This is a genomic window from Massilia sp. NBRC 108631 (genome assembly GCF_059704565.1).
Genome location: NZ_BAAKJE010000255.1, coordinates 1 through 26445 on the forward strand (window position 1 = coordinate 1; position 26445 = coordinate 26445).

At 65.9% G+C, this 26445-nt stretch carries 24 protein-coding genes and 1 tRNA gene; 14 read left to right on the forward strand and 11 right to left on the reverse strand.

The window, feature by feature from the left end; genetic code table 11:
• The 3 genes from AC6H42_RS27700 to AC6H42_RS27710 all read left to right on the forward strand — a co-directional run.
• The coding region (locus AC6H42_RS27700; protein WP_497549423.1) for a hypothetical protein at positions 1 to 200 on the forward strand (200 nt) is incomplete at its 5' end.
• 12 nt (positions 201 to 212) lie between these two features.
• The gene (locus AC6H42_RS27705) at positions 213 to 704 is read left to right on the forward strand and encodes a hypothetical protein (RefSeq protein ID WP_497549424.1); all 492 of its coding nucleotides are present in this window, start codon (positions 213 to 215) and stop codon (positions 702 to 704) included.
• Positions 705 to 713: 9 nt separating this feature from the next.
• A complete protein-coding gene (locus AC6H42_RS27710; protein ID WP_157200922.1) occupies positions 714 to 1184 on the forward strand; it encodes a hypothetical protein in 471 nt (156 codons plus the stop codon).
• 7 nt (positions 1185 to 1191) lie between these two features.
• Here AC6H42_RS27710 and AC6H42_RS27715 read toward each other — a convergent pair whose 3' ends face one another.
• The 3 genes from AC6H42_RS27715 to AC6H42_RS27725 form a co-directional block, all read right to left on the reverse strand.
• Positions 1192 to 1899, reverse strand: coding sequence for a DNA alkylation repair protein (locus tag AC6H42_RS27715; protein WP_057155321.1), 708 nt, complete (start codon positions 1897 to 1899; stop codon positions 1192 to 1194).
• Positions 1900 to 1967: 68 nt separating this feature from the next.
• Positions 1968 to 2537, reverse strand: a complete 570-nt coding sequence (locus tag AC6H42_RS27720; protein ID WP_497549425.1) for a DUF308 domain-containing protein — start codon at positions 2535 to 2537, stop codon at positions 1968 to 1970.
• Positions 2538 to 2612: 75 nt separating this feature from the next.
• Positions 2613 to 3197 carry a TetR/AcrR family transcriptional regulator gene (locus AC6H42_RS27725; protein ID WP_497549426.1) on the reverse strand — a complete coding sequence of 195 codons (585 nt, stop codon included), beginning with the start codon at positions 3195 to 3197 and terminating at the stop codon, positions 2613 to 2615.
• 262 nt (positions 3198 to 3459) lie between these two features.
• On the opposite strand from AC6H42_RS27725, the gene AC6H42_RS27730 reads away from it, so the two are divergent.
• From AC6H42_RS27730 to AC6H42_RS27740, 3 genes are all read left to right on the forward strand, one after another.
• Positions 3460 to 4659, forward strand: a complete 1200-nt coding sequence (locus tag AC6H42_RS27730; RefSeq protein ID WP_200953962.1) for a glycoside hydrolase family 88/105 protein — start codon at positions 3460 to 3462, stop codon at positions 4657 to 4659.
• A gap of 77 nt (positions 4660 to 4736) precedes the next feature.
• Positions 4737 to 6353, forward strand: coding sequence for a family 43 glycosylhydrolase (locus tag AC6H42_RS27735; protein ID WP_497549427.1), 1617 nt, complete (start codon positions 4737 to 4739; stop codon positions 6351 to 6353).
• Between the two features lie 11 nt (positions 6354 to 6364).
• The gene (locus AC6H42_RS27740; RefSeq protein ID WP_057155318.1) at positions 6365 to 7711 is read left to right on the forward strand and encodes a pectate lyase family protein; all 1347 of its coding nucleotides are present in this window, start codon (positions 6365 to 6367) and stop codon (positions 7709 to 7711) included.
• A gap of 24 nt (positions 7712 to 7735) precedes the next feature.
• Here AC6H42_RS27740 and AC6H42_RS27745 read toward each other — a convergent pair whose 3' ends face one another.
• Positions 7736 to 8602: an aldo/keto reductase family oxidoreductase gene (locus tag AC6H42_RS27745; protein WP_057155317.1), complete on the reverse strand. Its 867-nt coding sequence runs from the start codon at positions 8600 to 8602 to the stop codon at positions 7736 to 7738.
• A gap of 96 nt (positions 8603 to 8698) precedes the next feature.
• On the opposite strand from AC6H42_RS27745, the gene AC6H42_RS27750 reads away from it, so the two are divergent.
• Positions 8699 to 9595: a LysR family transcriptional regulator gene (locus tag AC6H42_RS27750; protein ID WP_057155316.1), complete on the forward strand. Its 897-nt coding sequence runs from the start codon at positions 8699 to 8701 to the stop codon at positions 9593 to 9595.
• A 137-nt stretch (positions 9596 to 9732) separates the two neighbouring features.
• Complete coding sequence (locus AC6H42_RS27755; RefSeq protein ID WP_497549428.1) at positions 9733 to 10218, forward strand: DUF6130 family protein; 486 nt, start codon at positions 9733 to 9735, stop codon at positions 10216 to 10218.
• Between the two features lie 16 nt (positions 10219 to 10234).
• Here AC6H42_RS27755 and gstA read toward each other — a convergent pair whose 3' ends face one another.
• Complete coding sequence (gstA, locus tag AC6H42_RS27760) at positions 10235 to 10864, reverse strand: glutathione transferase GstA (protein WP_497549429.1); 630 nt, start codon at positions 10862 to 10864, stop codon at positions 10235 to 10237.
• Positions 10865 to 10979: 115 nt separating this feature from the next.
• Here gstA and AC6H42_RS27765 point away from each other — a divergent pair, with 115 nt between their 5' ends.
• Positions 10980 to 11294, forward strand: a complete 315-nt coding sequence (locus AC6H42_RS27765) for a winged helix-turn-helix transcriptional regulator (protein WP_057155314.1) — start codon at positions 10980 to 10982, stop codon at positions 11292 to 11294.
• Positions 11295 to 11336: 42 nt separating this feature from the next.
• Here AC6H42_RS27765 and AC6H42_RS27770 read toward each other — a convergent pair whose 3' ends face one another.
• Together AC6H42_RS27770 and AC6H42_RS27775 are read right to left on the reverse strand one after the other, a co-directional pair.
• Positions 11337 to 12002 carry a pentapeptide repeat-containing protein gene (locus AC6H42_RS27770; protein ID WP_057155313.1) on the reverse strand — a complete coding sequence of 222 codons (666 nt, stop codon included), beginning with the start codon at positions 12000 to 12002 and terminating at the stop codon, positions 11337 to 11339.
• A gap of 101 nt (positions 12003 to 12103) precedes the next feature.
• Positions 12104 to 13669 carry a helicase HerA-like C-terminal domain-containing protein gene (locus AC6H42_RS27775; protein WP_057155312.1) on the reverse strand — a complete coding sequence of 522 codons (1566 nt, stop codon included), beginning with the start codon at positions 13667 to 13669 and terminating at the stop codon, positions 12104 to 12106.
• A gap of 121 nt (positions 13670 to 13790) precedes the next feature.
• On the opposite strand from AC6H42_RS27775, the gene AC6H42_RS27780 reads away from it, so the two are divergent.
• Positions 13791 to 14390 carry a hypothetical protein gene (locus AC6H42_RS27780; RefSeq protein ID WP_497549430.1) on the forward strand — a complete coding sequence of 200 codons (600 nt, stop codon included), beginning with the start codon at positions 13791 to 13793 and terminating at the stop codon, positions 14388 to 14390.
• On the opposite strand, the gene AC6H42_RS27785 is transcribed toward AC6H42_RS27780, so the two are convergent.
• Entirely contained in the window at positions 14387 to 17341 is a 2955-nt protein-coding gene (locus tag AC6H42_RS27785) for a ligand-binding sensor domain-containing diguanylate cyclase (RefSeq protein ID WP_497549431.1), read from the reverse strand. The genes AC6H42_RS27780 and AC6H42_RS27785 overlap by 4 nt on opposite strands.
• A gap of 129 nt (positions 17342 to 17470) precedes the next feature.
• Here AC6H42_RS27785 and AC6H42_RS27790 point away from each other — a divergent pair, with 129 nt between their 5' ends.
• Positions 17471 to 18235 carry a substrate-binding periplasmic protein gene (locus AC6H42_RS27790; protein ID WP_497549432.1) on the forward strand — a complete coding sequence of 255 codons (765 nt, stop codon included), beginning with the start codon at positions 17471 to 17473 and terminating at the stop codon, positions 18233 to 18235.
• Between the two features lie 40 nt (positions 18236 to 18275).
• Here the strand turns inward: AC6H42_RS27790 and AC6H42_RS27795 are convergent, their stop codons facing one another.
• Positions 18276 to 19448, reverse strand: a complete 1173-nt coding sequence (locus AC6H42_RS27795) for a glycerophosphodiester phosphodiesterase family protein (RefSeq protein WP_057155308.1) — start codon at positions 19446 to 19448, stop codon at positions 18276 to 18278.
• Between the two features lie 146 nt (positions 19449 to 19594).
• Positions 19595 to 20032 (reverse strand): hypothetical protein, encoded by a 438-nt coding sequence (locus AC6H42_RS27800; RefSeq protein WP_497549433.1) that lies wholly within the window; start codon positions 20030 to 20032, stop codon positions 19595 to 19597.
• A gap of 276 nt (positions 20033 to 20308) precedes the next feature.
• Between AC6H42_RS27800 and AC6H42_RS27805 the strand changes: the two genes are divergently transcribed.
• The gene (locus AC6H42_RS27805; RefSeq protein WP_497549434.1) at positions 20309 to 23665 is read left to right on the forward strand and encodes a DUF4450 domain-containing protein; all 3357 of its coding nucleotides are present in this window, start codon (positions 20309 to 20311) and stop codon (positions 23663 to 23665) included.
• On the opposite strand, the gene AC6H42_RS27810 is transcribed toward AC6H42_RS27805, so the two are convergent.
• Positions 23666 to 25624, reverse strand: coding sequence for a helicase-related protein (locus tag AC6H42_RS27810; RefSeq protein WP_057155305.1), 1959 nt, complete (start codon positions 25622 to 25624; stop codon positions 23666 to 23668).
• Between the two features lie 55 nt (positions 25625 to 25679).
• On the opposite strand from AC6H42_RS27810, the gene AC6H42_RS27815 reads away from it, so the two are divergent.
• Positions 25680 to 26285: an IMPACT family protein gene (locus AC6H42_RS27815; RefSeq protein WP_057155304.1), complete on the forward strand. Its 606-nt coding sequence runs from the start codon at positions 25680 to 25682 to the stop codon at positions 26283 to 26285.
• 74 nt (positions 26286 to 26359) lie between these two features.
• Positions 26360 to 26435 (forward strand) — tRNA-Lys (locus tag AC6H42_RS27820).
• Positions 26436 to 26445: the final 10 nt, after the last annotated feature.

Below are 26445 nucleotides of genomic sequence, written 5' to 3' on the forward strand. Positions count from 1 at the left end.
TAATCCGTTGGTCGCAGGTTCGAATCCCGCACGGCCTACCAAGAATTATCAAGGAAGCCCACGAATTTCGGTTCGTGGGCTTTTTTGTTTCTGGTCGCTCTCTGATGCTCTTGATTCGAGTAGACCGCCCCCGTCAAAAATTTTGCGCTGCTTCAAATACCCTCAGCCTGCAGCGCAGTACTCTCGCCAGACACCTTTGACAGGAGCCTACCATGCAGCGGTCCGACGACGCATTCGAAAACGCGATCAAATCACTAGAGGCGAGCGCAGCCCGTGTAGGGATGCACCTGGAAATTGATTCCACCGCCCGCCGAATTTACGCGCGCGAGATAAAGGTCATGTCGGACAATACTGCCTTCACCCAGCTTACCCCGTCAAAGCAAAACCGCGCATTTGCCGAAATTGTGGCTGCGGCCGGCAGGTCTCAACCCACGGTCACACGCAATGTTCAGCGCTTGTCATACCTGGGCAGTAGCGTCATTTTGCTGTCATTAGCACTATCGACGTACAACGTTCTCACCGCTCGCAACACGTCCACTGCGGTCAAGCGGGAGGTGCTCACCACCACTGCGGGAATCGGCGGAAGCGTAGCGGCTGGCGCTCTCGCTGGCTTGGCGTGCGGCCAGGGCGCTCCGGTATGTGTGACAATCGGCGCATTTGCCGGGGGCGCACTGGCGGCCTTCGGCGCTGGCTTTATATGGTAGGGAAAACTCGTGAGACTACTCTCGACCGCCGAATTCACGGCACGGCTGGCGTCGCCCTACACGGATAAGAAGTTGGCGACTTCCGAACTGCTTCTGGACGGCAAACCGGCCGGGCTGATCGTGGACGGCGCGGTGCTGGAGGCGGCAGTGGAGTGGCGAGGCTGCCGCATCGCGTTCTTCACCGACGACATCCCCTTCGAAGACATGCTGCGCATTTATATGTTCGACGCCGATATGACATTGGTCGATGCTGCCGTGCTCGGTGGGATGTATGCCACCGGCACCTTTGCCGAACTGAACCTGCAGCCGCCGAATACGCTGACGTTTCGCTTCATCGGCGGCATCACCTGGCGCATGGTGCTGCTCGGCGAGCGGGAATTGGCCCTTCCCTTCTTTTCCGATCCACGCGGCGTGAGCCGAAGATGCAAATTCTTCAGGCGCTTCCGGATTGAAGGCCAGCCGCAGCCCGAGAGAGGTTAGCCCTGGCTCAGCACTTGATGGTCTTGCGCTTCTTGCCCAGAGCGCCGCGCTGCCGGACGTTGTCGATGTACTCCGGCGCCGACGGCACCTTGCACGCGGTATCGCCCATTTCCACGGTGACGGTGCCGAGTGCCCTGCCCACCTGCTCGGCCAGCGCGCTCAGCGGCGCCACGTAGCTGCCCACCGCAATTACAAAGCCATTCATCACATACCGCACCCGGTTCGGCTGCCGGTGTATGGTCTCCTGCACGCGCATCAGTAAATGCCTGAGCTCTTCCAGATCCAGCTTGCCGTCGTCGGTGATGGCCACCAGCCCGCTCAGGGTGGCCCAGCCGGCTGTGGCGATTTTTTCCTCCTTGGATACAATCCACGCCAACGCCAGCTCGCGCCCGTGCAAGCTTTCGCTCGCCACCCACGCCACCGTGTATTCACTGGTGGCCAGGCAGCTGGAGGTGTCGGCCCAGTGCTGCAGGTCGGCGCGGCTCATGGCGCGGTCGTCCGCGACCAGGCCGGCCAGGTAGCGGGCGTCGTAGATGCCGCTGTCATACAGGTCCAGCGCCAGCTGGTAGTCTTTTTTGATTTTCTTCTGAAAGACCTTCAAGTCCTCGATCTTGACGCCCAGCAGCGGCTCCTGCACGCCGTGCTTGAGCAGTACGTTCTTGTAGGAATCGCGGCCAAGCGGCTTGAGCTGTTCGATGATCTCGTCGGCGGTCATGCTGTTCTCCCGGTTCGCGCGGCATTTCTTGCACAATTTATCACGAACGGAAACACAGTCCCCTGTGACTAGCCCTTCCGGCGCCGGGCCGCGAGTTTCAACGACAGTGCAGAAACCAGGAAGTAGAACGCGCCGAATCCCGCATAGCCGGTGACGGTGGCGATGGACGGCACGGTGGAGGTCTGCGCCTGGTAAATGAAGAAAGCGCCGGCAAGCGCCGACTGCGCGCCGCTGAGCACCATCGCCCATTGCGCGCCGAACAGTTTCCAGCGCCGCAGCGCCGTGCCCAGTTGCAGCAGTCCCGACAAGATGGCCCACATGCCGAACACGCCAAGCACATGATTCATGTTCGGCAGCGCAAACCAAACTGCGGCGGCCACCGCCAGGCTGACCGCGACGTTGGCAAGCTGGGTACGGTTGCGGGCGAGGCCGCCACTGCGCATGCCGTCCATCAGGTTGGCCAGCGCGTCCCAAAGGGGATAGACAACCAGCAGGAAGGCCGCGATGCCGGCCGAGTGTGTTGCCAGGCCGACGGCAGCAAGCACCCAGGCAAATGCAACCGCTGCCCGGGCGAAGTAGTACGTCGTTAGCCAGCTTTCGTCGCCAGCTTGAGCCTGCACTGCATGCGAGTTTTCCATTGAAGTGTTCCTTTAATATAGAATCTACCTACCAGTTGGTAGGCACTATTGTAAAAAAAAGCGCCGATCTGACAATCAGCCCTTTGCCGAGATGCGCTCCAGTTGCGCATCCATGATGGCGCCGAAGATACCAGCATCACCGTAAGCGCGCGCCGACAGCATTGCGCCATGCACTGTCGCCATAAAAGCTTCCGCCTCGACGCGCGGCGCATGGCGCAGCGAGATGACGTCCTGCTGCACGCCGCGGTCAAGCAGGGAAGTCAGCCATCCCGACAGAAAACGAAAATACGCGCGGATTTCCAGCGCCACTTCGTCCGGCAGGACGGGCAGTTCGCTGGCCAGCAAGGCGCAGATGCAGAAAGGCGCGCTGGCATCGCCGATGCACGTTTTCCAGTACTGGATATACGCGCGCAGCTGTTCCAGCGGATGCGGGATGCCGTGCTCAAGGTTCTTGACTCCCTCTTCCGTTTCCTTCCGATACTGGCTGATGAGCGTCTTCGCCAGATCGACTTTACTGGGAAAGTGGTGATGGATGCTGGCCTTGCGTATGCCCACCACATCGGCGATATCGGCGTAGCTGAAGCCCTTATACCCGCGAGCGACAATCAGCTTGCGCGTGCAGGCCAAAATATCGTCTGCAGTGGTGGAGAGTTTGTTCATGGACGAGAGCCTACCTTCTAGTAGGTTTGGTGTCAAGCTGGCGATTCGGGACAGCGGGCTATATTTTGCCTGCCGGGCGCGCAAATCCTGAGATCCGGTCGCGTGGGAATGCGGGCCGCCGCGCTTATACTGATCAGCTACATCCGGATTTTTTCCCCAGCCTCCGTCAAACGATCATTTGGCCTGACCAAATGCAAAACTGGACTAGCCAATCACATTTTCCCTATGGCATACTCGAACTCCTATCCGGAGGAACCGCGCCATGCCACTTGCCTCGCCCCGCCCGCCCCTGCACCGCCTGATTTCCTCCGCATTCCTCGGCCTGCTGTTTGCATATTCAGCCCATGCTGCGGCGCCGCTCGGGGTGGAGGTGTCGAACGCCATCATGCAGCGCTACTCGCCCACCATCGATGCCATGGGAAACAATGGCTGGGACCACGCGAACAGCGTAGTCCTGCACGGTATGGAGAAAATCTACAGGCGTACGGGCGACAAGGCCTACCTCCAGTACATCCAGGCCTTCGCTGATCGGTTCATCAAGAGCGACGGCAGCATCAAGGCGCTGCACGCCAGCATGGACGGCATGCATCCAGGCGTGCTGTGCCTGTTCCTATACGAGGAGACGGGCGACAAAAAATACCTGCAAGCCGCCAAGACTATGCGCGACATGATGCTGGGCACGGCGGCCAAGCCTTCGACGTTCATGCGCACGCCGCACGGCGGCTACTGGCACAAAAGCGAGCCTCGCTACAAGAACGTGATGACGGTGGACGGCTTGTACATGGCCTACCCCTTCCTGGTGCGCTACGGCCTGGTTGCCAAGGAGCCGGCCTTGCTCGACCTGGCCGCCAGCCAGATCCTGATGGTGTCCGCCAGTTCCTTCGACCAGCGCCATAAGCTGGCCTACCACGGCTGGGACTGGGGCAAGGAGCAGCCGTGGGCGCACCCGATCACCGGCAACTCCTCGCAGTTCTGGTCGCGCGCGTCGGGCTGGTACTCGATGGCGCTGGTCGATGTTCTCGAATACCTCCCGCCCGCCCATCCGCAATACGGCAAGCTGCTGTTCCTGTTCCAAAACCTGGCCCAGGGCATCAAGACCGCCCAGCACGTCGATGGCTTCTGGTACGACGTGCTCGACGTCCCGGCCGGGGCCGGGAATTTCCCGGAAACCAGCGGCAGCGGCATGATGGTGTATGCGCTGCAAAAAGGCGTCAACCTGCAACTGCTCGATCCGGCCTACGCCGCCGTGGCGCAGCGCGGTTGGCACGCGGTGCAGACCAATGTTGGCCGCTTCCAGGATGGCGGACCGCAAATTCACTCGGTCGCGCCCGGCATGGGGGTGCAAAAGGACTACGAAGCCTACATGGCGATCCGCCCGGTCAGCGTGCCGGTAGCGCAAGGCAAGCACCATGCGCACGGCTATATGGGTGTGCTGATGGCCGCCTCTGTCATGGAGCAATAGGCGCCCCCGCGCACCGGGCACACCGCCAGCCCGGGCCGTCCCGGCATTTTCACGAACATCCACATGGAATCAAGCATATGCGTTTAGCAGCCGTCCTCCTGGCCTTGTCGGCCCCCGCCGTATCATTCGCCGCAGCGCAAGGCGCAGCAACCTGCACCAAGGAGCTGGGCAATCCCTTCCTGCGCCACTGCCAGGACTGGGCCCGGGGCATCGAACAGCAGCGCAAGGCCGACCTGGGCAACGGCACTTACCTGAACCCCATCATGGCCGGCGACCATCCCGACCCGAGCGTGCTCAAGGACGGCGACGACTACTACATGACCTTCTCGTCGTTCGAGGCCTATCCCGGCCTGACCATCTGGCATTCGCGCGACCTGGTCAACTGGGAGCCGATCGGCAGCGCGCTGAAGAAGTACATAGGCAGCGTGTGGGCGCCGGAACTGACCAAGCACAAGGGCCGCTACTACCTGTACATCCCAGCCAAGCTGCCCGGCAATAACAACATCTACGTGGTCCACGCCGACGATATACGCGGCCCCTGGTCCGAACCGGTCGCGCTGGGCAATACACGCATCGACCCCGGCCACATCGTCGGCGAGGACGGCAAGCGCTACCTGTTCCTGTCGCACGGCGACCGCGTGCAGCTGTCCGATGACGGCCTGAAGATAGTCGGCCCCATGCAGCACGTCTACGACGGCTGGAAATACCCAGAGCACTGGGACGTCGAAGGCTACGCGCAGGAAGGTCCGAAGATGACGCGCCACGGCGACTACTACTACATGACACTGGCCCTGGGCGGCACCGCCGGCCCGCCCACCGGCCACATGGTGGTGTCGGCGCGCTCGAAATCGATCCATGGGCCTTGGGAGAACTCGCCCTACAACCCCATTATCCGCACCGAATCGGCGGCCGAGAAATGGTGGTCCAAAGGCCATGCCACGCTGGTCGAAGGGCCGGGCAAATCGGGCTGGTACATGATGTACCACGGCTACGAGAACGGCTTCCACGCCCTCGGCCGCCAGGCCCTGCTGGCGCCCATCGTGTGGACCGAAGACGGCTGGTTCAAGGCCTCCGAACACGACGCCGGCAAGCCCATCCCCAAACCTGCCGGCGGCAGCGCGGTACCGCATGGCATGGCCCTGTCGGACGATTTCTCGACCAACAAATTCGGCCTGCAATGGAGCTTCTTCCGTGGCGGCATCGACGAGAACCAGCGCGTGCGCTACCGCGACGGCGTACTGGAGCTGGAAGCGAAAGGCAGCTCGCCCGCCAACAGCTCGCCGCTCACTTTCCTGGCTGGCGACCAGGCCTACCAGTTCGAGGTGGACATCGACTTCGACGAAGGCGCACAAGCCGGCGCCCTGCTGTTCTACAACGACAAGCTGTACGCCGGCGTCGGCGTCAATAAGGGCGCCTTCATCCTGCACCGCTACGGCATGGACCAGCCGCGCGGCGAGAAGCCGGCCGGCATGGCCAACAAGCTACGCATGCGCGTCACCAACGACCGCCACATCATGACCATCCACACCAGCATCGACCAGGGCAAGACCTGGCACAAGTACGGGGTGCAGATGGAAGTGTCCGGCTATAACCACAACGTCGCCTACGGCTTCATGAGCTTGCGTCCGGCCATCTATGCGTCCGGCAAAGGTAAAGTCCGTTTCAGCAACCTCGTCTATCGCGCCCTGCCTTGAACCTCATATCCATGAAGCTGCCTGTTGCCCGCGTTGCCCGCACCCTGGCCGTCCTCGTCGCAGCCTGCTGCCTGTATGCCCTGCCTGTCGCCGCCGCCACCCCGGCTCCGGCCATGGACCGCGCCGCCATCGACGTGCGCGGCTGGGCCGTCGACACCAGGGGCGGCGCCGGCGGCGCCATCGTCCGCGTCAGCAACCTGAACGCCGGCGGCGAAGGCTCGCTGGCCGCCGCGCTGGCCACCGACGGCGCCCGCATCATCGTGTTCGAAGTAGGCGGGGTGATCGACCTGCAAGGCGCGACCCTGCGCATCAACAAGCCCTATGTGACGGTGGCCGGCCAGACCGCGCCCCATCCCGGCATCACGCTGATACGCGGCGGCCTGTCGGTGTCCACCAACGACGTGATCGTGCAGCACATCGCCGTGCGCCCCGGCGAAAACGGCAAGCCGAAAAAAGGCGGCTGGGAAGCCGACGGCCTGTCGGCCAGCGGCGCCAGCAACCTTATCGTCGACCATTGCAGTTTCAGCTGGGCCACCGACGAAAACCTGTCCGCCTCCGGCCCGCGCTTCAACGGCAATGGGCCGGACGACTGGCCAAACCACACTTCGCGCCGCGTCACCTACAGCCACAACATCATCGCCGAAGGATTGCGCGACTCCACGCACGCCAAAGGCGAGCATTCAAAAGGCACGCTGATCCACGACAACGCCGAACAGATACTCCTGTACGGCAACCTGTACACCTCCAATGTGGAACGCAACCCGCTGGTGAAGGGCGGCGCCAAGGTCGCCTTCGTCAACAACCTGATCCACAATCCCGGCAAGCGCGCGGTGCACTACAACCTGATCGCGCACGAGTGGGGCGAACGCGCGCCGCGCACCGGCGCCGTCACCATCATCGGCAATGTGCTGCGCGGCGGGCCGGACACCGGTGCCAAGGTGCCGCTGTTCAGCCTGGGTGGCGTGGGCGACGTCAGCCTGTTCATGCAGGACAACATCGCCGTGGACGCCAACGGCGAGCCGCTGCCGATGACGGGCCGCTACACCGCCGATACGGCCAAGATCCTGACAACCGGCCAGCCCTACCTCCCGGCAGGCCTGGCGCCGCTGCCGGCGAACGGGCTGGAAAGCGCGATCTACGCCAGCGCCGGCATGCGCCCGTGGCAGCGCGACGCGGTCGACTTCAAGATCCTGTCCGACGTGGCCGAAGGCCGGGGCCATATCGTCGACAGCGAAGCGCAGTCGTCCGGCTATCCCAATTACGCGCCCACGCGCAAGGCCTTCGTCGCCGGCGACTGGAACCTGGCCGACATGTCGCCCAAGGCCGGCTGGCAGTCGCTGGCCACCAGGCGGCCATAGCGCGTCCCTAGCGCCCCGCCGGGCTTACTGCCGCGCGCCCATGCCATCCAGTTCCGCGGCTGCATCGTCCGGCAGAAGCAGCGCGCCGGCGGCCAGGTTTTCCTGCAGGTGGATGAGGGACTTGGTACCCGGAATCAGCAGGATATTGGGTGAACGGCGCAGCAGCCAGGCCAGCGCGACCTGGTTGGGCGACGCGTGCAGGCGCGCGGCGACATCGGACAGGGTGGCCGACTGCAGCGGCGAGAAGCCGCCCAGCGGGAAGAACGGCACGTAGGCTATGCCGTCGCGCGCCAGCTCGCCGATCAGGGCGTCATCGGCACGGTGCGCCAGGTTGTAGTGGTTCTGCACGCAGACGATCTCGCAGATGCGCCGCCCTTCCGCCACCTGCGCCGCAGTCACGTTGCTCAGGCCTATGTGCCGCACCAGGCCTTTTTGCTGCAAGCCGGCCAGCACCGCCAGCTGTTCCCCGATCGGCCCTTCGGCCGGCTGCATGGGATCGATCATCACCCGCAGGTTGACCACGTCCAGCACGTCAAGCCCCAGGTTGCGCAGATTGTCGTGCACCGCTTGCTCCAGCTCGGCGGGCGACGACGCCGGCAGCCAGGAGGCGTCCGCGCCCCGGCGTGCGCCGACCTTGGTGGTGATGACGAGGCCGGCGCGGTAGGGATGCAAGGCTTCGCGGATCAGCTGGTTGGTCACCTGGGGACCGTAGAAATCGCTGGTGTCGATGTGGTTCACGCCGGAGTCAAGCGCCGCGCGCAACACCGCCAGCGCCCCCGCCTTGTCCGCCGGCGGACCATATACGCCGGGGCCGGCCAACTGCATCGCCCCATAGCCGACGCGTTGGACTGCCAGGCTGCCGAGCTGGAACGTAGTGTATGGCTGAGTCATGCTGCACCTCCTTGTTGATGAAGGCTCCAGTGTAGGCACGGCTATGCCGTTCGATAAGTCTATATAATTAGTACAACCTGTACAAAATTTCGCACAATGAAGATCGACCTGGGTGACCTGAGTGCTTTCATCGCCGTGGCGCGCGCCAAGGGCTTCCGCGACAGCGCGCGGAGCAGCGGCGTCAGCGCGTCCGGCCTGAGCGAGGCGGTGCGGCGGCTGGAAGCGCAACTGGGCGTGCGGCTGCTGAACCGCACCACCCGCAGTGTGGCGCCCACCGAAGCGGGCCTGCGCCTGCTGGAGCGCCTCGGCCCGGCACTCACTGAAGTCGAATCGGCGCTCGACGCGGTGAACGACTTCCGCGGCCGCCCGGCAGGCAAGCTCAGACTCAATGTCCCGATCAGCGCGACGCGGCTGGTGCTGCCATCCATCGTGCCGGGCTTCCTGGCCGCCTATCCGGACATCCAGCTGGAAATCATCGCCGAGGAAAGCCTGGTCGACGTACTGGCCGCCGGCTGCGACGCCGGCATCCGCTACGACGAACGCCTGGAGCAGGACATGATCGCGGTGCCCATCGGCCCGCGCGCGCAGCGCTTCGCCGCTGCGGCCGCCCCCGCCTATCTCGCGCGGCGCGGACGCCCGGATCACCCCAGCCAGCTACTGGAGCACGATTGCCTGCGCATGCGTTTCGGCGGCCGTTCCGCGCAGCCATGGGCATTCGAGCGCGCCGGCGAAGCGCTGAAAATCGACGTCAGCGGCCCGCTGCTGGTGGAGCGCTCCGGTGCGGCGGAGCTGGTGGTGGCGGCCGCCGTTGCCGGCAGCGGCATCGTCTACCTGTTTGAAGAATGGCTGCGCCCGCGCATGGCAAGCGGCGAACTGGAGCCGCTGCTCGAGCCGTGGTGGCCGGCGTTCTCCGGCCCCTTCCTCTACTACCCGGGCCGCCGCCTGGTGCCGGCGCCGCTGCGCGCCTTCGTCGACTACATCAAGCAGCGCTGACCATCCACGCGCATGTATCGCTTTGTATCCCAAGGCGAGCAGACACAATCCTTGCCCGTGCCGGCGCAAAATTGACACGCAGGCGATACATCCCGGGTGTCTAATAGGATGCATCCCCTCACCTGAAAGGAAGCGCCATGTCCACCTTCGCCAAGCGCCTGGCGCTCGCCGCCGCAGCCATCGCATTCAGCGCAGCAGCCAGCGCACAAACCGGCGCCGCATCCGCAGCGCCAGGCGGCGCCGACACCGGCCGCCCGGCAGCCGTGATCCCCCTCGAATCGGAGCCTGCGCCCAAGCTGATCGCCTACGCGCCGCTGCCGGACACGCTGGCGCGCGGCGTGGTCATCATCCAGCACCGCACCGAGAACCTGCGCATCCTGCCGGTGTTCGGCAAGGAAGCCGTGGCCGTGTCGCCCCACCTCGGCCACCTGCACGTCACGGTCGACGACTGGAAAGGCACCTGGGCCCATACCAGCGCCGATCCGCTGATCCTGGTCGGCCTGACTCCCGGCCCGCACAAGGTGCTGCTGGAGATCGCGGACCCCAGCCACAAGATCCTCGGCAGCCAGACGGTCAGCTTCACCGTGCCGCCGAAGAAAGGCGCCAGCGAGCACGCGCACTGAGCCTGCGGACGCAGCCCTATGCCAGGCCTTCGCGCTCCAGCGCCAGCCGCACCGAAGGCCGTGCGCGCAGCCGTTCATACCATGCGGCCAGATTGCCCAGGCCGTCAAAATGAATGCCGGCCTTGTAGTAGGAGGTAAGCCAGGCGGCCTGGCCCCAGCCTGTCAGCGCGAACAGATAGGCATCGGCCACAGTGAACTGCGCCCCCATCAGAAAATCGCGGCCCGCCAGCTGTGCGTCGATCCAGGCGTAGCGCTGCGCCAGCTTGGGCCTGGCGGTCTCCACATAGTTGCCGGCCAGGCCAGCGTACAGCAGCGGAATGAAACCCTTATGAACTTCGGCGGACAGGAAATTCAGCCACTCCTGCAGCCGGTAGCGCTCCATGGTGCCGTGCGCAGGGGCCAGCCCCGCTTCGGGCTTCAAGTCCGCCAGATACTGCAGCACGACCGCGCCTTCGCGGAACACCTGGCCGTCGTCCAGCTCCAGCGCCGGGACGTATCCCAGCGGATTCGTGCCGCGATAGTCGCCGCCCAGCTCCGTGCGGTGCGTGCGGTGGTCGACCTTTACCAAGGCCAGGTCCAGTCCCAGCTCATGGGCCACGATATGCGGGGCCAGCGAGCAGCTGGCCGGAATGTAATACAGTTTCAAAGCGGATCTCCTGTTTCATCGGTCAGCCGATTATAGAGATCCGGTATAAAAAAGTAAGAAGGCACCAATTTGTGGTGTAGGTACAAAAAGTATACCTTCGTGCTAACATGGCGCCATGAAGAAAAATGTCAGCGGATGTTCGGTGGAAGAGGCGATGCACCTGCTGGGCGGGCGCTGGCGGCTGCTGCTCGCGTCCTACCTGGTCGACGGCCCCCGGCGCTTCAACGAACTGCGGCGCGACGTGCCGGGCATCTCGCAGCGCATGCTGACGCTGGACCTGCGCGCGCTGGAGGACGCCGGCCTGGTGAAGCGCACCGTCTACCCCACCGTCCCGCCCAAAGTGGAGTACCAGCTGACCGAGGACGGCATGCGCCTGAAGCCGGTCATCGCCGCGGTGAAGGAATTCGGCCTGTGGCTGAAGGCGCGCTGACGCCACTGAGCCGGCTGCGTTAAGCGGACTACCTTCCCCCGCCTACATCACTACCAGCCCCATTTCCCTGAGCACGCTGGCCGCCTGCGCGTGGGAGATCACCGCGCCACGGAACATCTTGGCGTCGGTCAGTTTCAGGCCGCCGATCTCGGCGCTGCGCAGGTCGGCGTTGTCGAACTTGGCCAGCTTGAGGATGGCGTCGCGCAGGCTGCCGCCTTCGAACACGGCGTCCCTGAAATCGCAGCCGGACAAGTCGGCGTCCGAGAAATCCAGGTTCTTCAGCTCCGCCTTGCGGAAGGAGAAGCCGCGCAGGTCGGCGCCCACCAGCAGGCAGTCCTCGAAGGCGGCGCCGAGGTGCGAGACTTCTTCAAACGAGGCGCCGGTGAGCTTGCAGCCGCGATAACTGGCCGAGGCCAGCTTGGCCCGGCGCCACTTGGTGTTGTTCAGGTCGCAGCCCTGGAACTGCGCGTCGACCACGTCGGCCGCCTCGAAGTCCGCTTCGCCGGCGCGGCAGCGCAGCCATTTGGAGTGCGACAGCTTGCAGGCGTACAGCACCGCCTCGCTGAAGGCGCAGCGCTCGAAGGTGCACGATTGCAGGTCCAGGCGCGACAGGTCGGCGCCGCTGAAATCGCAGTTGGAGAAATGGCGGATCGATTGCGCCAGGTGCTGCTCAAGCTGTTCGCGGCTCAGGGTGGCGTCGGAAATCATCGTGGCTTCTGCATGGACATCGGATGGAAGCGCCGAGTATGCACGCCTCCTCCCGAATAAACCAGTCTAGGCAGACTGCGGAATTTCTGTACAAATGACCGTCAGCGCTTCTTCAGGATGGAGCCCAGTACGCCACGGATGATTTCGCGGCCGACCTGCGAACCGATGCTGCGCGCGGCCGATTTGACCATGGCCTGCACCGCCGTGTCGCGCTTGCCGGCGCCTTTGCCGCTGCCGCCGAACAGGCCGCCGAGCACGTCGCCAAAAATCGAGCCCGCTTCGGCCGGAGCATCGGCAGCGCCGCCGCCCGGCACAGGCGCGGGGGCGTCGCGCCGGCCCTGCTGCTGCGCTTGGGCGGGCGCGCGCGCGTCGGCCTGGCGTGCACTGGTGGCCAGGCGGCTGTTCAGCTTCTCGTAGGCCGATTCGCGGTCCACCGCCTTTTCGTACACGCCGGCCACCACCGAGCCATCCATGGCAGTCTTGCGTTCGGCCGCATCGATGGGACCGAGCTGGCTGGCCGGCGGCAGGATGAAGGCGCGCTGCACCACTTGCGGCGTGCCCTTCTCGTCCAGGAAGGACACCAGCGCCTCGCCCACGCCCAGTTCGGTGATCACCTGTGCCACGTCCAGCGCGGGATTGGGGCGGAAGGTTTCGGCGGCGGCCTTGACCGCCTTCTGGTCGCGCGGCGTGTAGGCGCGCAGCGCGTGCTGCACGCGGTTGCCCAGCTGGCCCAGCACCGTGTCCGGGATGTCGAGCGGATTTTGCGTAATGAAGAACACGCCCACGCCCTTGGAGCGGATCAGCCGCACCACCTGTTCGATCTTTTGCAGCAGCGCCTTGGGCGCCTCGGCAAACAGCAAATGCGCTTCATCGAAGAAGAACACCAGCTTGGGCTTGTCCACGTCGCCCACTTCGGGCAGGTTCTCGAACAGCTCGGACAGCATCCACAGCAGGAACACCGCATACAGGCGCGGCGCGTTCATCAGCTTGTCGGCGCACAGGATGTTGACCACGCCCTTGCCGCTGGCATCGGTCTGCAGCAGGTCGTCGATATTGAGCATGGGTTCGCCGAAGAACTGGTCGCCGCCCTGCTCCTCGATGGCGATCAGGCCGCGCTGGATGGCGCCGATGCTGGCCGCGCTGATGTTGCCGTAGCTGGTCTTATAGTCGGCCGCGTTGTCGCCCACGTGCTGCAGCATGGCGCGCAAATCCTTGGTGTCGAGCAGCAGCAGGCCATTGTCGTCGGCAATGCGGAACACCAGCTGCAGCACGCCTTCCTGCGTATCGTTCAGGTTCAGCATGCGCGCCAGCAGCAGCGGCCCCAGGTCGGACACGGTGGCGCGCACCGGGTGGCCCTGCTGGCCGAACACGTCCCAGAACGTCACCGGGCAGCCGGCCCATTGCGGGGGCGCCACCTGCAGCGCCTCCAGCCGCTTGCCCATCTTCTCGCTCAGCGCACCGGCCTTGGCGATGCCGGACAGGTCGCCCTTGACGTCCGCCATGAACACCGGCACGCCGATGTCGGACAGCGACTGTGCGATCCTTTGCAGCGTGACCGTCTTGCCGGTACCGGTGGCGCCGGTGATGCAGCCATGGCGGTTCACCAGGCTGGACAGCATAGACAGTTCCAGCTGGTCATTCTTCGCAAGCAACAGGGAAGTCGGCATGATCGTTTTCTCGGCGAATGTTGGTGGAAACAATCATACCTCAGTGACAATTGAATAGTATTGGGGTTTTACGAAGACGCTACCATCGCCGCACTATCAACCTTTTTTATGGGCAACTATTATGAACGACAACGTCTACGCACCGCCGAAAGCCGAACTGGCCCCCGGCGCCGGCAGCATGGCCGGCGTGCCTTTCTACGTGGTCTCGCCGCGCAAATTCCTGATCCTGTTCTTCGCCACGCTCAGCATCTACCAGGTGTTCTGGCTGTACAAGAACTGGGCGCTGTACCGCCAGGCCAGCGGCGAGAGCCTGTGGCCGGTGCCGCGCGCCATCTTCAGCGTGTTCTTCCTGCACGCGCTGTTCCGCCATGTGAAGCAACACAAGCAGGAAGATGCGCCGGGCGAATGGAACAACAACGCCAGCGCCTGGACCATGGTCGGGCTCATCATCGTGAGCAACGCGATGAGCCGCCTGTCGAGCCGCCACATCGGTTCGCCCTACACCGACTGGCTCTCGCTGCTGACGCTGATCCCGCTGGGCCTGTGCTTCCTGCCCGTGCAGAACCAGATCAATGCGCGCTGCGGCGATCCTACCGGCAGCAGCAACGACACGCTGACCGGCGCCAACATCGCCTGGTGCGTGGCGGGCGTGGTGATCTGGGTGCTGGCGCTGATCGGCTTGTTCGCCCCCGAGGCGGTGACGGCCAGCGGCGGCTTCTAAGCCGAGTTTCCTGGCGCCTGGCAGCACACCCGGTTGCGGCCCTCGCGCTTGGCGCGGTACAGGGCCTCGTCGGCCTGCTGCACCAGCAGGTCGATAGAGCCGCCCTCGGCCGGACTGCACGCCGCCACGCCCAGGCTGAGCGTGACCACCGGACCGCTTTCCAGGGCCGGATGCGCGATCGCCAGCGCTTCACAGGCGCTGCGCAGTTCCTCGGCGATCAGCAGCGCGGCGTCGCGCCCGGTCGCGGCGATCAGCAGCACGAATTCTTCCCCGCCATAGCGCGCCGCCAGGTCGCCGGCGCGCCGCGCGTGGCCGAGGAACACGCTGGCCACGGCGGCCAGGCAGCGGTCGCCTTCCTGGTGGCCCAGCGCATCGTTATACGCCTTGAAACCGTCGATGTCGGCCATCACCAGCGCCAGCGCTGCCTTGCCACGGCTGGCGCGGCTCCATTCCTCGCGCAGCACCTCGTCGAAGCGGCGCCGGTTGGCCAACCCGGTCAGCGCGTCGACGAAGGACAGGCGCGACAAGTGCTCGTTGGCCTGCTTCAGTGCCTCCGTCTTCTGCGCCACCAGGCGCTCCATCTCGACGTGGCGGATGCGCAAATGCCGCACGCGCAGGCGGAACAGCGCATACAGCCCGGCCGCCATCGCGGTCAGCATCAGCGCGGCGAACCAGTAAGTCTCGTAGAAAAACGGCTGCACCGTGACGGCCAGCACCGGGCCCGCATCGCTCCAGCGCTTGCCGTCGATGGTGGCGGCCACGCGGAAGCGGTAGCTGCCATGCGGCAGCGCCGGGAACGATACTTCCCGGTTGGGACCGGCATCGATCCAGCCCCGCGCCAGCCCTTCCATCTGATAGCGGAAGCGCGCCCGCTCGGCGTTCAGCAGCGTGTTGGCGCTGTACTGGATGGCCAGGGTGGCCTGGCCGGGCGGCAGCGTCAGCGCTTCCTGCACCGGCGTGGAGCGGATGCTGCCGTTTACCGACACGCGCTCCAGCCGCACGGAAGGGGGCTGGTCGGTGTCGGGCAGGCGGCGCGGATCGGCCAGCACCAGGCCCTTGGCCGACGGCAGCAGCAGGTTGCCGTCGGCGTCCATCGCCCCGGTCGGCTGCAGCCCGCCCGCGAAGGTGGTGCTGCGCATCGAGTCACCCGGACCGAAACCGCTGGAAGCAACCCTGGCCAGCCGCCCCTCGGCGAACGCATCGAGCTCCCTGCGCGCCACGCGGTAGAAGCCGCGGTTGCCGGTCACCCACAGGTAGCCGTCGCGGTCCTCCTGGATGCTCAGGCAGGTGCCGTCCCACAGTCCGTCCGCAGTGCGGATGCTGCTCAGGCTGCGGCCGTGAAGACGGTTCAAGCCGTCGCCGTTGCTGCCTATCCACAAGGTGCCGTCGGCGTCTTCGTACAGCGCCATGATCCAGTTCGACAGCAGGCCGTCCGCGGCGGTCATGGCCTTGAAGGCGCCGTCGCGGTAGCGCGCCAGGCCCTCGCCGGTGGTGCCGAACCACAGTGTGCCGCGCTTGTCCTGCAGGATGGAGGACACGCCGCCGGACGGCGCGCCGGGCGCGCGCATCGGCGTGAAGGCGCCGCCGTCCAGCCGGGCGATGCCGGACTGGGTGCCGGCCCAGACCGTGCCCTGGCGGTCCTGGTACAACACCCGCACTTCGGAACTGGGCAAGCCCTGTTCCGTGCCAAACAGCGTAATCTTGCCCTGCCGCAGGCGGGCCGCGCCACCGGTGTAGCTGCCAACCCACAGCGCGCCGTCGCGGTCCTCCATCAGGCTGGAAATTTCCTCGCTGGGCAGGCCGTCCTTCTTGCCCAGCACGGTAATGGCGCCGCCGTCGATGCGATTCAGGCCGCCGCCGGCAGTGGCCACCCAGGTCACGCCGTTGCGCGCGTGCAGCACCGAACGCACGTTGTCGTGCGACAGCCCTTCCGGCACGCCCAGCACGCCGAAGGCGCGCTCGCGCAGCCGCACCAGCCCGCTAACCCAGGTGCCGAGCCAGACGCTGCCCTCGTGGTCGGTATGGATGGACCAGATATGGTCGCCCGCCAGGCCGCCGGCGGTGCCGATGGCGCTGAAGCGCCCGTTCGCCATGCGCACCACGCCGTTGCCCCAGGTGCCGATCCATAGCGAGCCGTTGCGGTCGCGGGTCAGCGTGGTCAGCTGGTCGGTCGGCAAGCCGTCGGCCACGGTGTAGACCTTGACCTGGCCGCCGTTCACGCGGGCCAGGCCGCCGCCGGCCGTGGCCGCCCACACGCCGCCGTCCGGATCGGCCAGCACCGAACGCACCTGCAAATGGGGGAAACCGTTGTCCAGGTTGAGCACGTGGAAGCGGCCGTCCTTGAGACTCACCAGGCCACCGCCCGAACTGGCGATCCACAACACGCCGTCGCGGTCGAACGCCAGCGCGCGCAGGCGGTCGGTGGGCAGGCCGTCGGCCTGGCGATAGTGGCGGGTGACTCCCTTGTGCCAGCGCAGCAAGCCGTTGTTGGTGGCGGCCCACACCGCGCCGTCCGGCGCCTGCGCAAAGCCCCACACGCGCTGGTCGCCCAGCGGTCCGGCGGCGTACACGGTGCGGAACTTGCCGTCGCGGTAGATGGCTGCGCCCTTGTTGTGGCCTATCCACAGGTTCTTCTGCGCGTCCTGCATCAGCCCCAGCACCGGCTGGGACGCGATATCGGCAAATTCGGAAGCATCGAAAGTGGTGAACCGGTGGCCGTCGAAGCGCGCCAGCCCGCCCAGCGTGCCCACCCACAGATAGCCATCGCTGGTGTGCAGCAGCGCCGCCACCGCGTTCTGAGGCAGGCCCTGCTCGATCTGCCAGCCGTCCAGGCGGTACTGGCTGAGCGACTTTTCGGGCGCGGCAAGCAGCAAGGACGGCGCCGCCGCCTGGCTTGGCACAGGAAGGTGCAGCCATGCCAGCAGGACAAATAAGGCCAGATAGTAACGCAAACCCACTCCTTTGTAGATTGGGCAACATCATACCGTACCGTAGCGTCCTAGACAAAAAAGCATTCCTGAGCACAATTGGCAAGCGGCTGCAGGTAAAATGAAAAACGGATTGGCTACCAAGGAACGGAGATGCGCTGGGTTACACGCCGCCAGGCTATGCTGGCCATGATGATGCTGTGCGCGCAAGCCACCGCTTCGGAGCCGGCCGCCCCGCTGCAAATCGTTACCGGCGACTTGCCGCCTTACGCCATCGAAGGCCAGCCGCAGCGCCCGGGCTTGCACGTGGAAGTGGTCGAGCAGGTATTGCGGCGCGCCGGCAGCCCGGTCAAGGTCGGCTTCTATCCCTGGGCGCGCGCCATCGCGCTCACCACGCACACGCCGCACACCGCCATCTTGCCGCTGACCCGCACGCCCGAGCGCGAGCCCAATTTCACCTGGCTGATGAAGCTAGACACCCAGCACTTCGTTTTCATCAACCGCCACGGCGAGACGCCGGTGACGTCGCTCGAGCAGGCGCGCAAGCTGCGCATCGTGGTGCTGCGCGGCTCGCCCAACCTGGCCCAGCTGCTGAACCGCCAATTCTCTGAAGGTCAAATCGTGCAGGCCACCAAAGTGGAGGACATGCTGCGCCTGCTGGAACGCGGCGTGGTCGATGCGCTCTACGGCGGCAACGTCATCAACATGGAGAAGATCCGCGCCACCGGCCGCAATCCGGCCAGCTTCCAGGTCGGCATGCTGGTGGAATCGGCCGACATGTGGCTGGCCGGCGGCCCGGGCTTCGGCGACAGCGAGCAGGCCGCGTGGCGCCAGGCGTACGACACCATGGCCAAGGACGGCTCGCTAGCCCGCATCTACCGCAACTACGGGCTGGCGCCGCCACAGCCCGGCCCGTGACAACTCGGCACTTAGCTGGCCGGCCGGCTCAACGGCCGGCTTAGTAGCCCACTTGCTTCAGGTACTCGGCGCGCGCAGCCAGTGCGGTGTCGGCAAAGTCGGCGAACACGCCGTCCACGCCCAGCGCATAGAACTGCTTCAATTCGGCCTTGGGATCGCCCTTGTAGTCGGCGGCCAGGCGGCGTGCTTCGTTGCGGAAGGTGTAGGGATGGACGAACAGGCCGGCCTTATGCGCGTCCGCCACCAGGGTGCTGGCCGGCTGCGAGGTGGTGTCCGCTTCGTTGACCTTGCCGTCGCCGTTCACATCCGCGACCTTGCCGTCCGCGCCCACGGTGCCTTTCACGCTGACGATGTAGCGCTTCCAGGGGCCGATGCCGTCGGCGTAGGTCTTGATCTCGGCCAGGCCGGCCGGCGTCACCATGGCGCTGAACAGGCGCTTGTCGCCCGCCTGGGCCCAGTCGTACGGGCGGTCGTATGGCGCGGCAAAGGTCAGCGCACCGGTTTTCAGGTCCACATCGTCGGCATCGATCAGCTGCACCATCTTCACGGTGGAACCCTTGCCGCGCATGTATTTCAGGCTGCCTGGCTCAAAGCTCTGCAGGAACACCGGCGCGCTCCTGTCGTTCCAGCCGGCGGCGGCCAGCAGCGCCAGCAGCCTGTCTTCCAGCGGCACGCCTTGCTGGCGGTGGAAGGTGGGGTTCTTGGTTTCCGCGTACAGCGCGATATTGCGGCCGCTCTTCTTGATCATGTCCACCACTTCCTGGATGGTCGCAATCTTGAACTTGCCGTTGAATTCCTGCGGCCGCTCGGCATCGGTCGAGATGCCGCCCAGGGTCTTGATCTCGGCCAGCGTGAAGTCGCTGGCGAACCAGCCTTCCTGCAGTTCGCCGTCCACGCTCAGCTTGCGCTTGCGGGAAGCGAATTCGGGATGCTGCGCCACGTCGGTGCTGAAGGCCAGGTTGGGGTCGTGGCGCGCGATCAGCACGCCGTCCTTGGTGGAAATGACGTCCGGCTCGATGGCGTCCGCGCCCTGCTCGATAGCCCGCGCGTACGCCTCCACGGTTTCCTCGGGCAGCGTGCCGCCTGCGCCGCGATGCGCCACCACCAGCGCCGGCTTGCCGTCCAGCGTGGGCAAGGAAAACCCGTCGCCGCTGCCGCAAGCGCTCAGCGCGCCGGCGGCGCAAACAACCATCAAGCCCTGTACATACTTCATATTCCGCCCCTTGAGAAATTAACAATGGGCGGATTCTAGGGACGTAAAATGACAGGCGCATGAATCGTACGCAAACATGCTCAATCGTGCGCCACGCAGTGCGCAGCGGCGTGCGCGACGAAGCACGCGGCGGCGCCGCCTTGCGCTTAGCGTACCGTTGCCGACACCACCCGCGACTGGCTCATGCTGCCGTCCGCCATGCGCTGCGCGGGCACTTTCATCAGCACCTCGCCGCCGGCATCGCCGTCCGGTTTCATGTCCAGCGTAATCTTCAGCGAGCGGTCCTGTGCCACGAAGGAGCTGGGCGAAGCGGCCACCAGCTTGCGCGGGCCCTGCTCGTCAATTTCTGCGTACAGCGCGGGACCGGAGCCATACTGGCGCAAGTGCAGCACCTGGCCATTGGACAGCGAGTAGCTGCCACGGAACGCGCCGTTCTGGTCGCGGTCCATGTGCAGCGGCATCGCCGGCAGCTCGATCTTGAGCGCGCGCCCCGGCACCTGCACCGACTCTTCGGCCTGATTGGTTTGCGCAACAGCAGCCAGCGACGCCACGCCCAGCATCACTGCCAGAATAATTTTTTTCATGATCTGCCCCATCCATAGTATTTGTTCGATTCGGAAAACTGCCAGGGCCAGCCATCAGTCATATGTGTGGCCGGTTGATAGCACTGTAGGCAATCGGCGCTGCCGGCACAACGCGGAGTAGGATGGACGGTGGTTTCGCGGGGATGAACTGCACGAATCCGGGCCTGGTTTGTGGCGCAGGCCTTTGGCGAGAACAATCACAAAGATGATCCGCCCTGCAGGCACAGGCATGGCCGCTACCGCTATCATCTCTCGATACTGACTGCTGGGGACTTGATGAACAGCTTTGCCCGCCACGCCTTGGCCGCCGCCCTGCTGGCGCAGGCCGCCGCCACCGCCGCCGGCGCCGCGCCCTCCGCCACCGCCGGGCTGCGGCCCAACCTGGAAGGACAGGTCCAGCAAGCCTTGCGCTACCGGCCGGACGGGCAGGACTTCGTCATCGACAATGGCGCCGAGTTTTTCAACCGCCCGCTCTACGGCGGCAACACCGCCTTCCGCGCCGACGGCGGCGACAAGCCCGAATTCCTGCTCTACCTGCCCGGCCGGGGCGGCAACCTGCGCCTGGCCGTGCGTACACCGGCGGGCGCGGTCTGGCTGCACCAGGCGGCTTCCATTACCACGCGCTACCGGCCGGGTGAACTGCGCTATGAAATCCGCGACCCGGTGTTCGGCGCAAACGCTGTGCTGAGCGTGGTGGTGCTGGCGTACGCGCGCACGGAAGGCCTCATCGTCCGAACCGAGGCGCAGGGAATGCCAGCCGGCGCCGAACTGGCGTGGGCGTATGGCGGCGTGAATGGCGCGCGCGGCGTGCGCGATGGCGACATAGGCACCGAAAAGGTAGCCATCAGCGAGTACTTCCAGTTCAAGCCCGCCTACGCCAGCGGCAACCGAATCAAGCTGGAAACGGAAGGCTTTACGGTGGACGGCCGCGTGGCCGCCATTGCCGGCGTGGCGCCGCAAGGCAGCACGCTGCGCATTGCCGACGGCGCCAACTGGAATGCCCTGCCCGCACTGCTCGGCGGTGCCGGCGACGAAGCGCCCCCAGCGGCAACGTCCCCCATCGTGGTCGGCCGCGTGGCGCTGCAGAACGGCGCCCCGCTGCTGCTGTCGCTGCAGCGCCTTCCGGGCGGCGCCCCGGCGCAAGATCTGGACCAATACAAGGCCGTCACCGCCGGCAAGCCGGCAGCGCGCGTCCGCAAGGCTGTTCCGCTGGCACCCATGTATACCCGGGAGCAGTTGCCCGCACTGTTTGACGACACGCGGCAACACTTCGACGCGGTGCGCCGCGCCGTCAGCATCGACACCCCGGATCCCTACCTGAACGCGGCCATGGGCGCGCTCGGCGTGGCCGCCGATGCATTGTGGGACGAGGCCGACCAGGCCATCATGCACGGCGCCATCGCCTGGCGCACCAGGCTGCTGGGCTGGCGTGGCCCGTATGCGCTGGACGCGCTGGGCTGGCACGCCCGGGCACGCCAGAACCTGGACGCGTGGACCCCGCGCCAGAACACCCAGCCCATTCCCGCCGCGCTGCCGCCCGCCGACAGCGCCACTCACCTGGCGCGCAATGAAGCCGGACTGCACTCCAACGGCGACCTGTCCAACTCGCACTACGACATGAACATGGTCTTCATGGACGCGCTGTTCCGGCATCTGCTGTGGACCGGCGACCTGGAATATGCACGCAGCGCCTGGCCGGTGATCGAGCGTCACCTGGCATGGGAACGGCGCCTGTTCCGGCGCGAGTTCGGCCCCGGCAAGCTGCCGCTGTATGAAGCCTACGCCAACATCTGGGCCAGCGACGACTTGTATTACAACGGCGGCGGCGCCAGCCACGCGTCGGCCTACAACGTCTACGCCAACCGCAGCGCGGCGCGCATCGCCCGCCTGCTCGGCAAGGACGCCCAACCCTACCAGCGCGAGGCGGAGCTGATCGCGCAAGCCATGCGTACTTATTTATGGATGCCCGAGCCGGGTGCATTCGCCGAGTACAAAGACCTGCTGGGCGGGCAGCTGCTGCACCCCAGCTACGGCCTGTGGACCTTCTATCACACCATCGACTCCGGCGTGCCCACGCCGCAGGAGGCGTGGCGCATGGCGTCCGCACTGAAGCGGCACCTGAAGCCCATTCCCGTCAGCGGCCCCGGCGTGCCGGCCGACGCGGCCTACCACGTGCTGCCCACCACCAACTGGATGCCCTACTCCTGGTCCATCAACAACGTGGTCATGGGTGAAAACCTGCACACTGCCCTGGCGCTGTGGCAGGCCGGCCGCGCCGAGGATGCCTTCGTGCTGGCGAAGGGCGCGCTGCTGGCCAGCATGTACATGGGCATCTCGCCCGGCAACGTGGGCAGCATGAACTACCTGGACGCCTACCGCCGCGAATCCCAGCGCGACTTCGCCGACGGCGCGGGCGTGATGTCGCGCGCCATCGTGGAAGGGCTGTTCGGCGTGGCGCCGGACGCGCTGGCGGGAACCTTGACCGTGCGCCCCGGCTTCCCTGCGGCCTGGCAGCGCGCACGCCTGGCGCATCCGGACCTGGGACTGGACTTTGCGCGCAGCGGCAGGACGGAGCGCTGGAGCATATCCCAGCCTGCGCAGCCTGCATCGGCGCACTCCTCGCAGCGCGTGTTGCGCTTCAGGCAGCTTACGCTGCGCATACCGAAAGCCTACCGGCGCGTGCAGCGCATCACCGTCAACGGCGCACCCGCCAATTGGCAAGCGGACCGCGCCGCCGTCGGCCAGCCAGCGCTGCTGATCCAGGCGGCGATGACGCGCGACACCGCCATCGTGATCGAATGGGCCGGGGAGCCTGTCGCGGCCGAAACGGCTGCCGCCAGTCTCCCGGCACCGGCCGCTCCTGCAGCCGCTGCAGCGTCCGCGCAGCCGCTTGCAAGCGACTGGAGCATCGACAAGACCGGCGCGACGCTCGAGGCCATCCCGCTCGCGCCCTACTTCAACGAGCGGGTAACGGACATCTTCAGGCCCGGCAAATACCAGTCGCCGCGCTCGCCCTTTGTCTCGTTGTCGCTGCCCGCGCAAGGCATAGGCGCTTGGGCCGGGCACGTCAACGCGACGGCGGAAATCGACGACAGCGGACTGCGCGCCACGGCGGCGGCCAACGGCGGCAAGCTGTCCATGCCCAACGGCGTCACTTTCGCCACGCCGGGAACGGCGGACGCGCGCAACATCGTCTTCACCTCGCAATGGGACAACTACCCCAAGGCGGTCGAGATCCCGCTCGAGGGCAAGGCACGCCAGGCTTGGCTGCTGATGGCAGGCTCCACCAACTTCATGCAAAGCCGCATCGACAACGGCGAAGTGGTGGTGCGCTACGCGGACGGCGGCACGGCGCGCCTGGCGCTGCACAACCCGGTCAACTGGTGGCCCATCGAGCAGGACTATTTCATCGACGACTACCAGTTCAGCCGCCCGCAGCCCGTGCCGCCGCGCGTGGACCTGAAGACCGGAACGGTGCGCCTTCAAAGCAGCGGCCAGGCTGTGCCGGGCGGCGCAGCCACCGCGCTGGCGATCGCCCTCGACCCGAACCGGACCTTGCGCAGCCTGACCGTGCGCACGCTCAGCAACGACAGCGTGGTCGGCCTGATGAGCGTGACGCTGGAACGTCCCTGATCAGCGGAAGCGCTTCGGATTGCGCTTGCGGTTGACGGCGTTCTGCTCCTGCAGGATCGAGTCGACGCGCTCTGAGGCGTGGCGCGACAATTCCTGCGCCAGTTCGATATCGGGGAAGAATTCCGGCCGCCGGTAGCCCAGCCAGGCATAGGCGGAATACAGGCGGCAGGTGTCCTCCACCTCCTGCAGCGACAGGTAGGACAGCGCATAGTCGTCCGCCTTCAGGCGCGTGGCCTTGCCGCGCGAGAGCGACATGGCCCAGTGCTCCCAGGCCCGCTGCAGGGTCATCACCTTGCTCGACACCGGCACCAGCGACAGCGTGAACTTGTCCGCCACCGACAGCGGCAGGCTGTCCAGCCACTCGGCGCGGATGGTCTGGTCTTCCGTGATACGGGGATAGAAAAAACCGTCCGGCACGTCGATGTTGTGCACGAAGCGCTTGAGCAGCTTGGACAGCGAGGTCTCGCTGGTGACCGAGGCAATGCGGTGCAGATGCTCCAGCGTCGGCGCCACCGAGAAGCCGCTGGTGTTGAGCGGCGCCAGCTTCTCCTTCAGCAGCGCGCGCATCACCTGGTGCGTGTCGTCGTCGAAGCCGGCCACCAGGCCTTCCTCGTGGAGGCCGAAGCGACCCGCGCGGCCGGCGATCTGGCGCGCCAGCGCGGCCGAGATTTCCTCTTCCTCGTAGCCGTTGTACTTCACGCTGGTGGTCATGACGATGCGCGAGATCGGCATGTTCAGGCCCATCGCAATCGCGTCCGTGCCCACCACCACGTCGGCCTGGCCTTCGCGGAAGCGCTGCGCCTGCGCACGCCGTACCTCAGGCGACAGGTTGCCGTACACGGTGGCCACCGACAAGCCGGCTTCGGTCACCATGTCGCGCCACATCAGCACTTCGCGGCGCGAGAACGCGATCACCGCGTCGCCCTTGCGCAGGTTGCGCACCTTGCGCACCGAGGTATGCTCCATCGACAGCGGCGCCTTGCGCTTCAGCACGTGCACCTCCAGCGGACACTCCAGCCGCTCGGCCAGCGCCTCGATGGCGCGCCGCGCTTCGGGCGCGCCCACCAGGTAGACGGTGCGCGCCGGCGCGCCGCACACGGCGGCCGTCCAGGCGGCGCCGCGGTCGCGGTCCGCCAGCATCTGGATCTCGTCGATCACCGCAACATCGACCGGGGTGCGGGTGTCGAGCATCTCCACCGTGCTCGCCACGTGCGTGGCGCCTTCCGCCAGCCGGCGCTCCTCGCCCGTCACCAGGCTTACCGCCAGCGGCTTGCCGTGCTGTTTGAATGCCTGCAGGCGCTCGTAGTTCTCCAGCGCCAGCAGCCGCAGCGGCGCCAGGTAGATGCCGCTTGGCGCCTTGGCCAGCGCCTCAATCGCGCGGTGGGTCTTGCCGGAATTGGTGGGACCCAGCAGTGCGATGAAGCGGCGCGGCAGGCGGCTCGCCACCTCGAACGAATCCGGATACTCGGCCAGGTTGATGCTCTGCTTGGTGCGCTCGGCGTAGCGCTCCTCGGTCTGGCGCTCGATGGCGTGGTCCAGGCGCTGGCGGATACGGTCGAACACCTCGCCCGCCAGCGAGGAGGTCTGCATGTCGGCCAAAGTATGCAGGAAGCTCATCGCGTCCAGGTCGTAGTCCTCGGCGGCGGCCGCCATCTCGTGCACGAAGCCGGTCACGTGCCGGTGCAGTTCCTCGATTGCCTTGTCGCCGCTGCGTTCGCGCAGCAGCGCGCTGCGCGCCTCGGGGTCCATCTTGCGCCACTTGGAAGGCTTGGCCAGCACGCCCTGAGCGGGCACCAGCTGGTATGGCACGGTCAAGCCTTCGGCCTGCACCTGGCCGGCAATGCGCAGGAAAACGCGCCCCTCCATCTTCACCAGGCTCACGCCCTTTCCGGGCAAACCCAGTTGCTGGCACAGGAGGTCGTCGTCGCCAAGGTCTTGTTCTTCGGTGATGCTGGTCATATCGTGTCGCAGGGTTGAGTTGAAGGCGAGTATAGCAAGGCTGTACAATCGCGCCATGCCGCAGACCATTACCAGCGCAGTCCATCACGAACTGATCATCAAGAAAAGCCGCTTCATCGCCTGCGTGCAGCCGATGGCGGACCGTGCGTCGGCGCAAAAGGTGGTGGCGGAATTATGGGCGCAGCATCCGGGCGCAGCGCACGTTTGCTGGTCGCTGCTGGCGGGCGGCCAGTCCGCTGCAGTCGACGACGGTGAGCCCAGCGGCACCGCCGGCCGGCCCATGCTGGACGTGCTGCGCCACCAGGACCTGGAAGGCGTGCTGGCCACGGTGGTGCGCTACTTCGGCGGCGTGAAGCTGGGCGCGGGCGGCCTGGTGCGCGCCTACACCGACAGCGTGGCACAGGCGCTGCTGGGCGCCGAGAAGATCGCCATCGTCAAGCTGCGCGCGCTGCGCTGCGAGGTGCCGTACGCGCTGGAAGGACTGATGCGGCGCGAGATCGAGCTGGCCGAGGCGCGCCTGGACCAGGTGCGGCACGCCGACCTGGTGCGCTTCGACTTCAGCCTGCAGGACAGCGCCGCCGTGGCGCTGATGGCGCGCCTGGGCGAGACCGGCGGCGGCCGCATCGCCTGGCTGGAGGTGCCGGAACAAATCGAGGAATGAGTGCGGAACGAAATTCGCGAACGAAATTCGCGCTTGCCGAAACCCGCAGGCCGCCCTATAATGCTGCCTCTTTCGGGTCGTTAGCTCAGCTGGTAGAGCAGCGGACTTTTAATCCGTTGGTCGCAGGTTCGAATCCCGCACGGCCTACCACGAATACGCA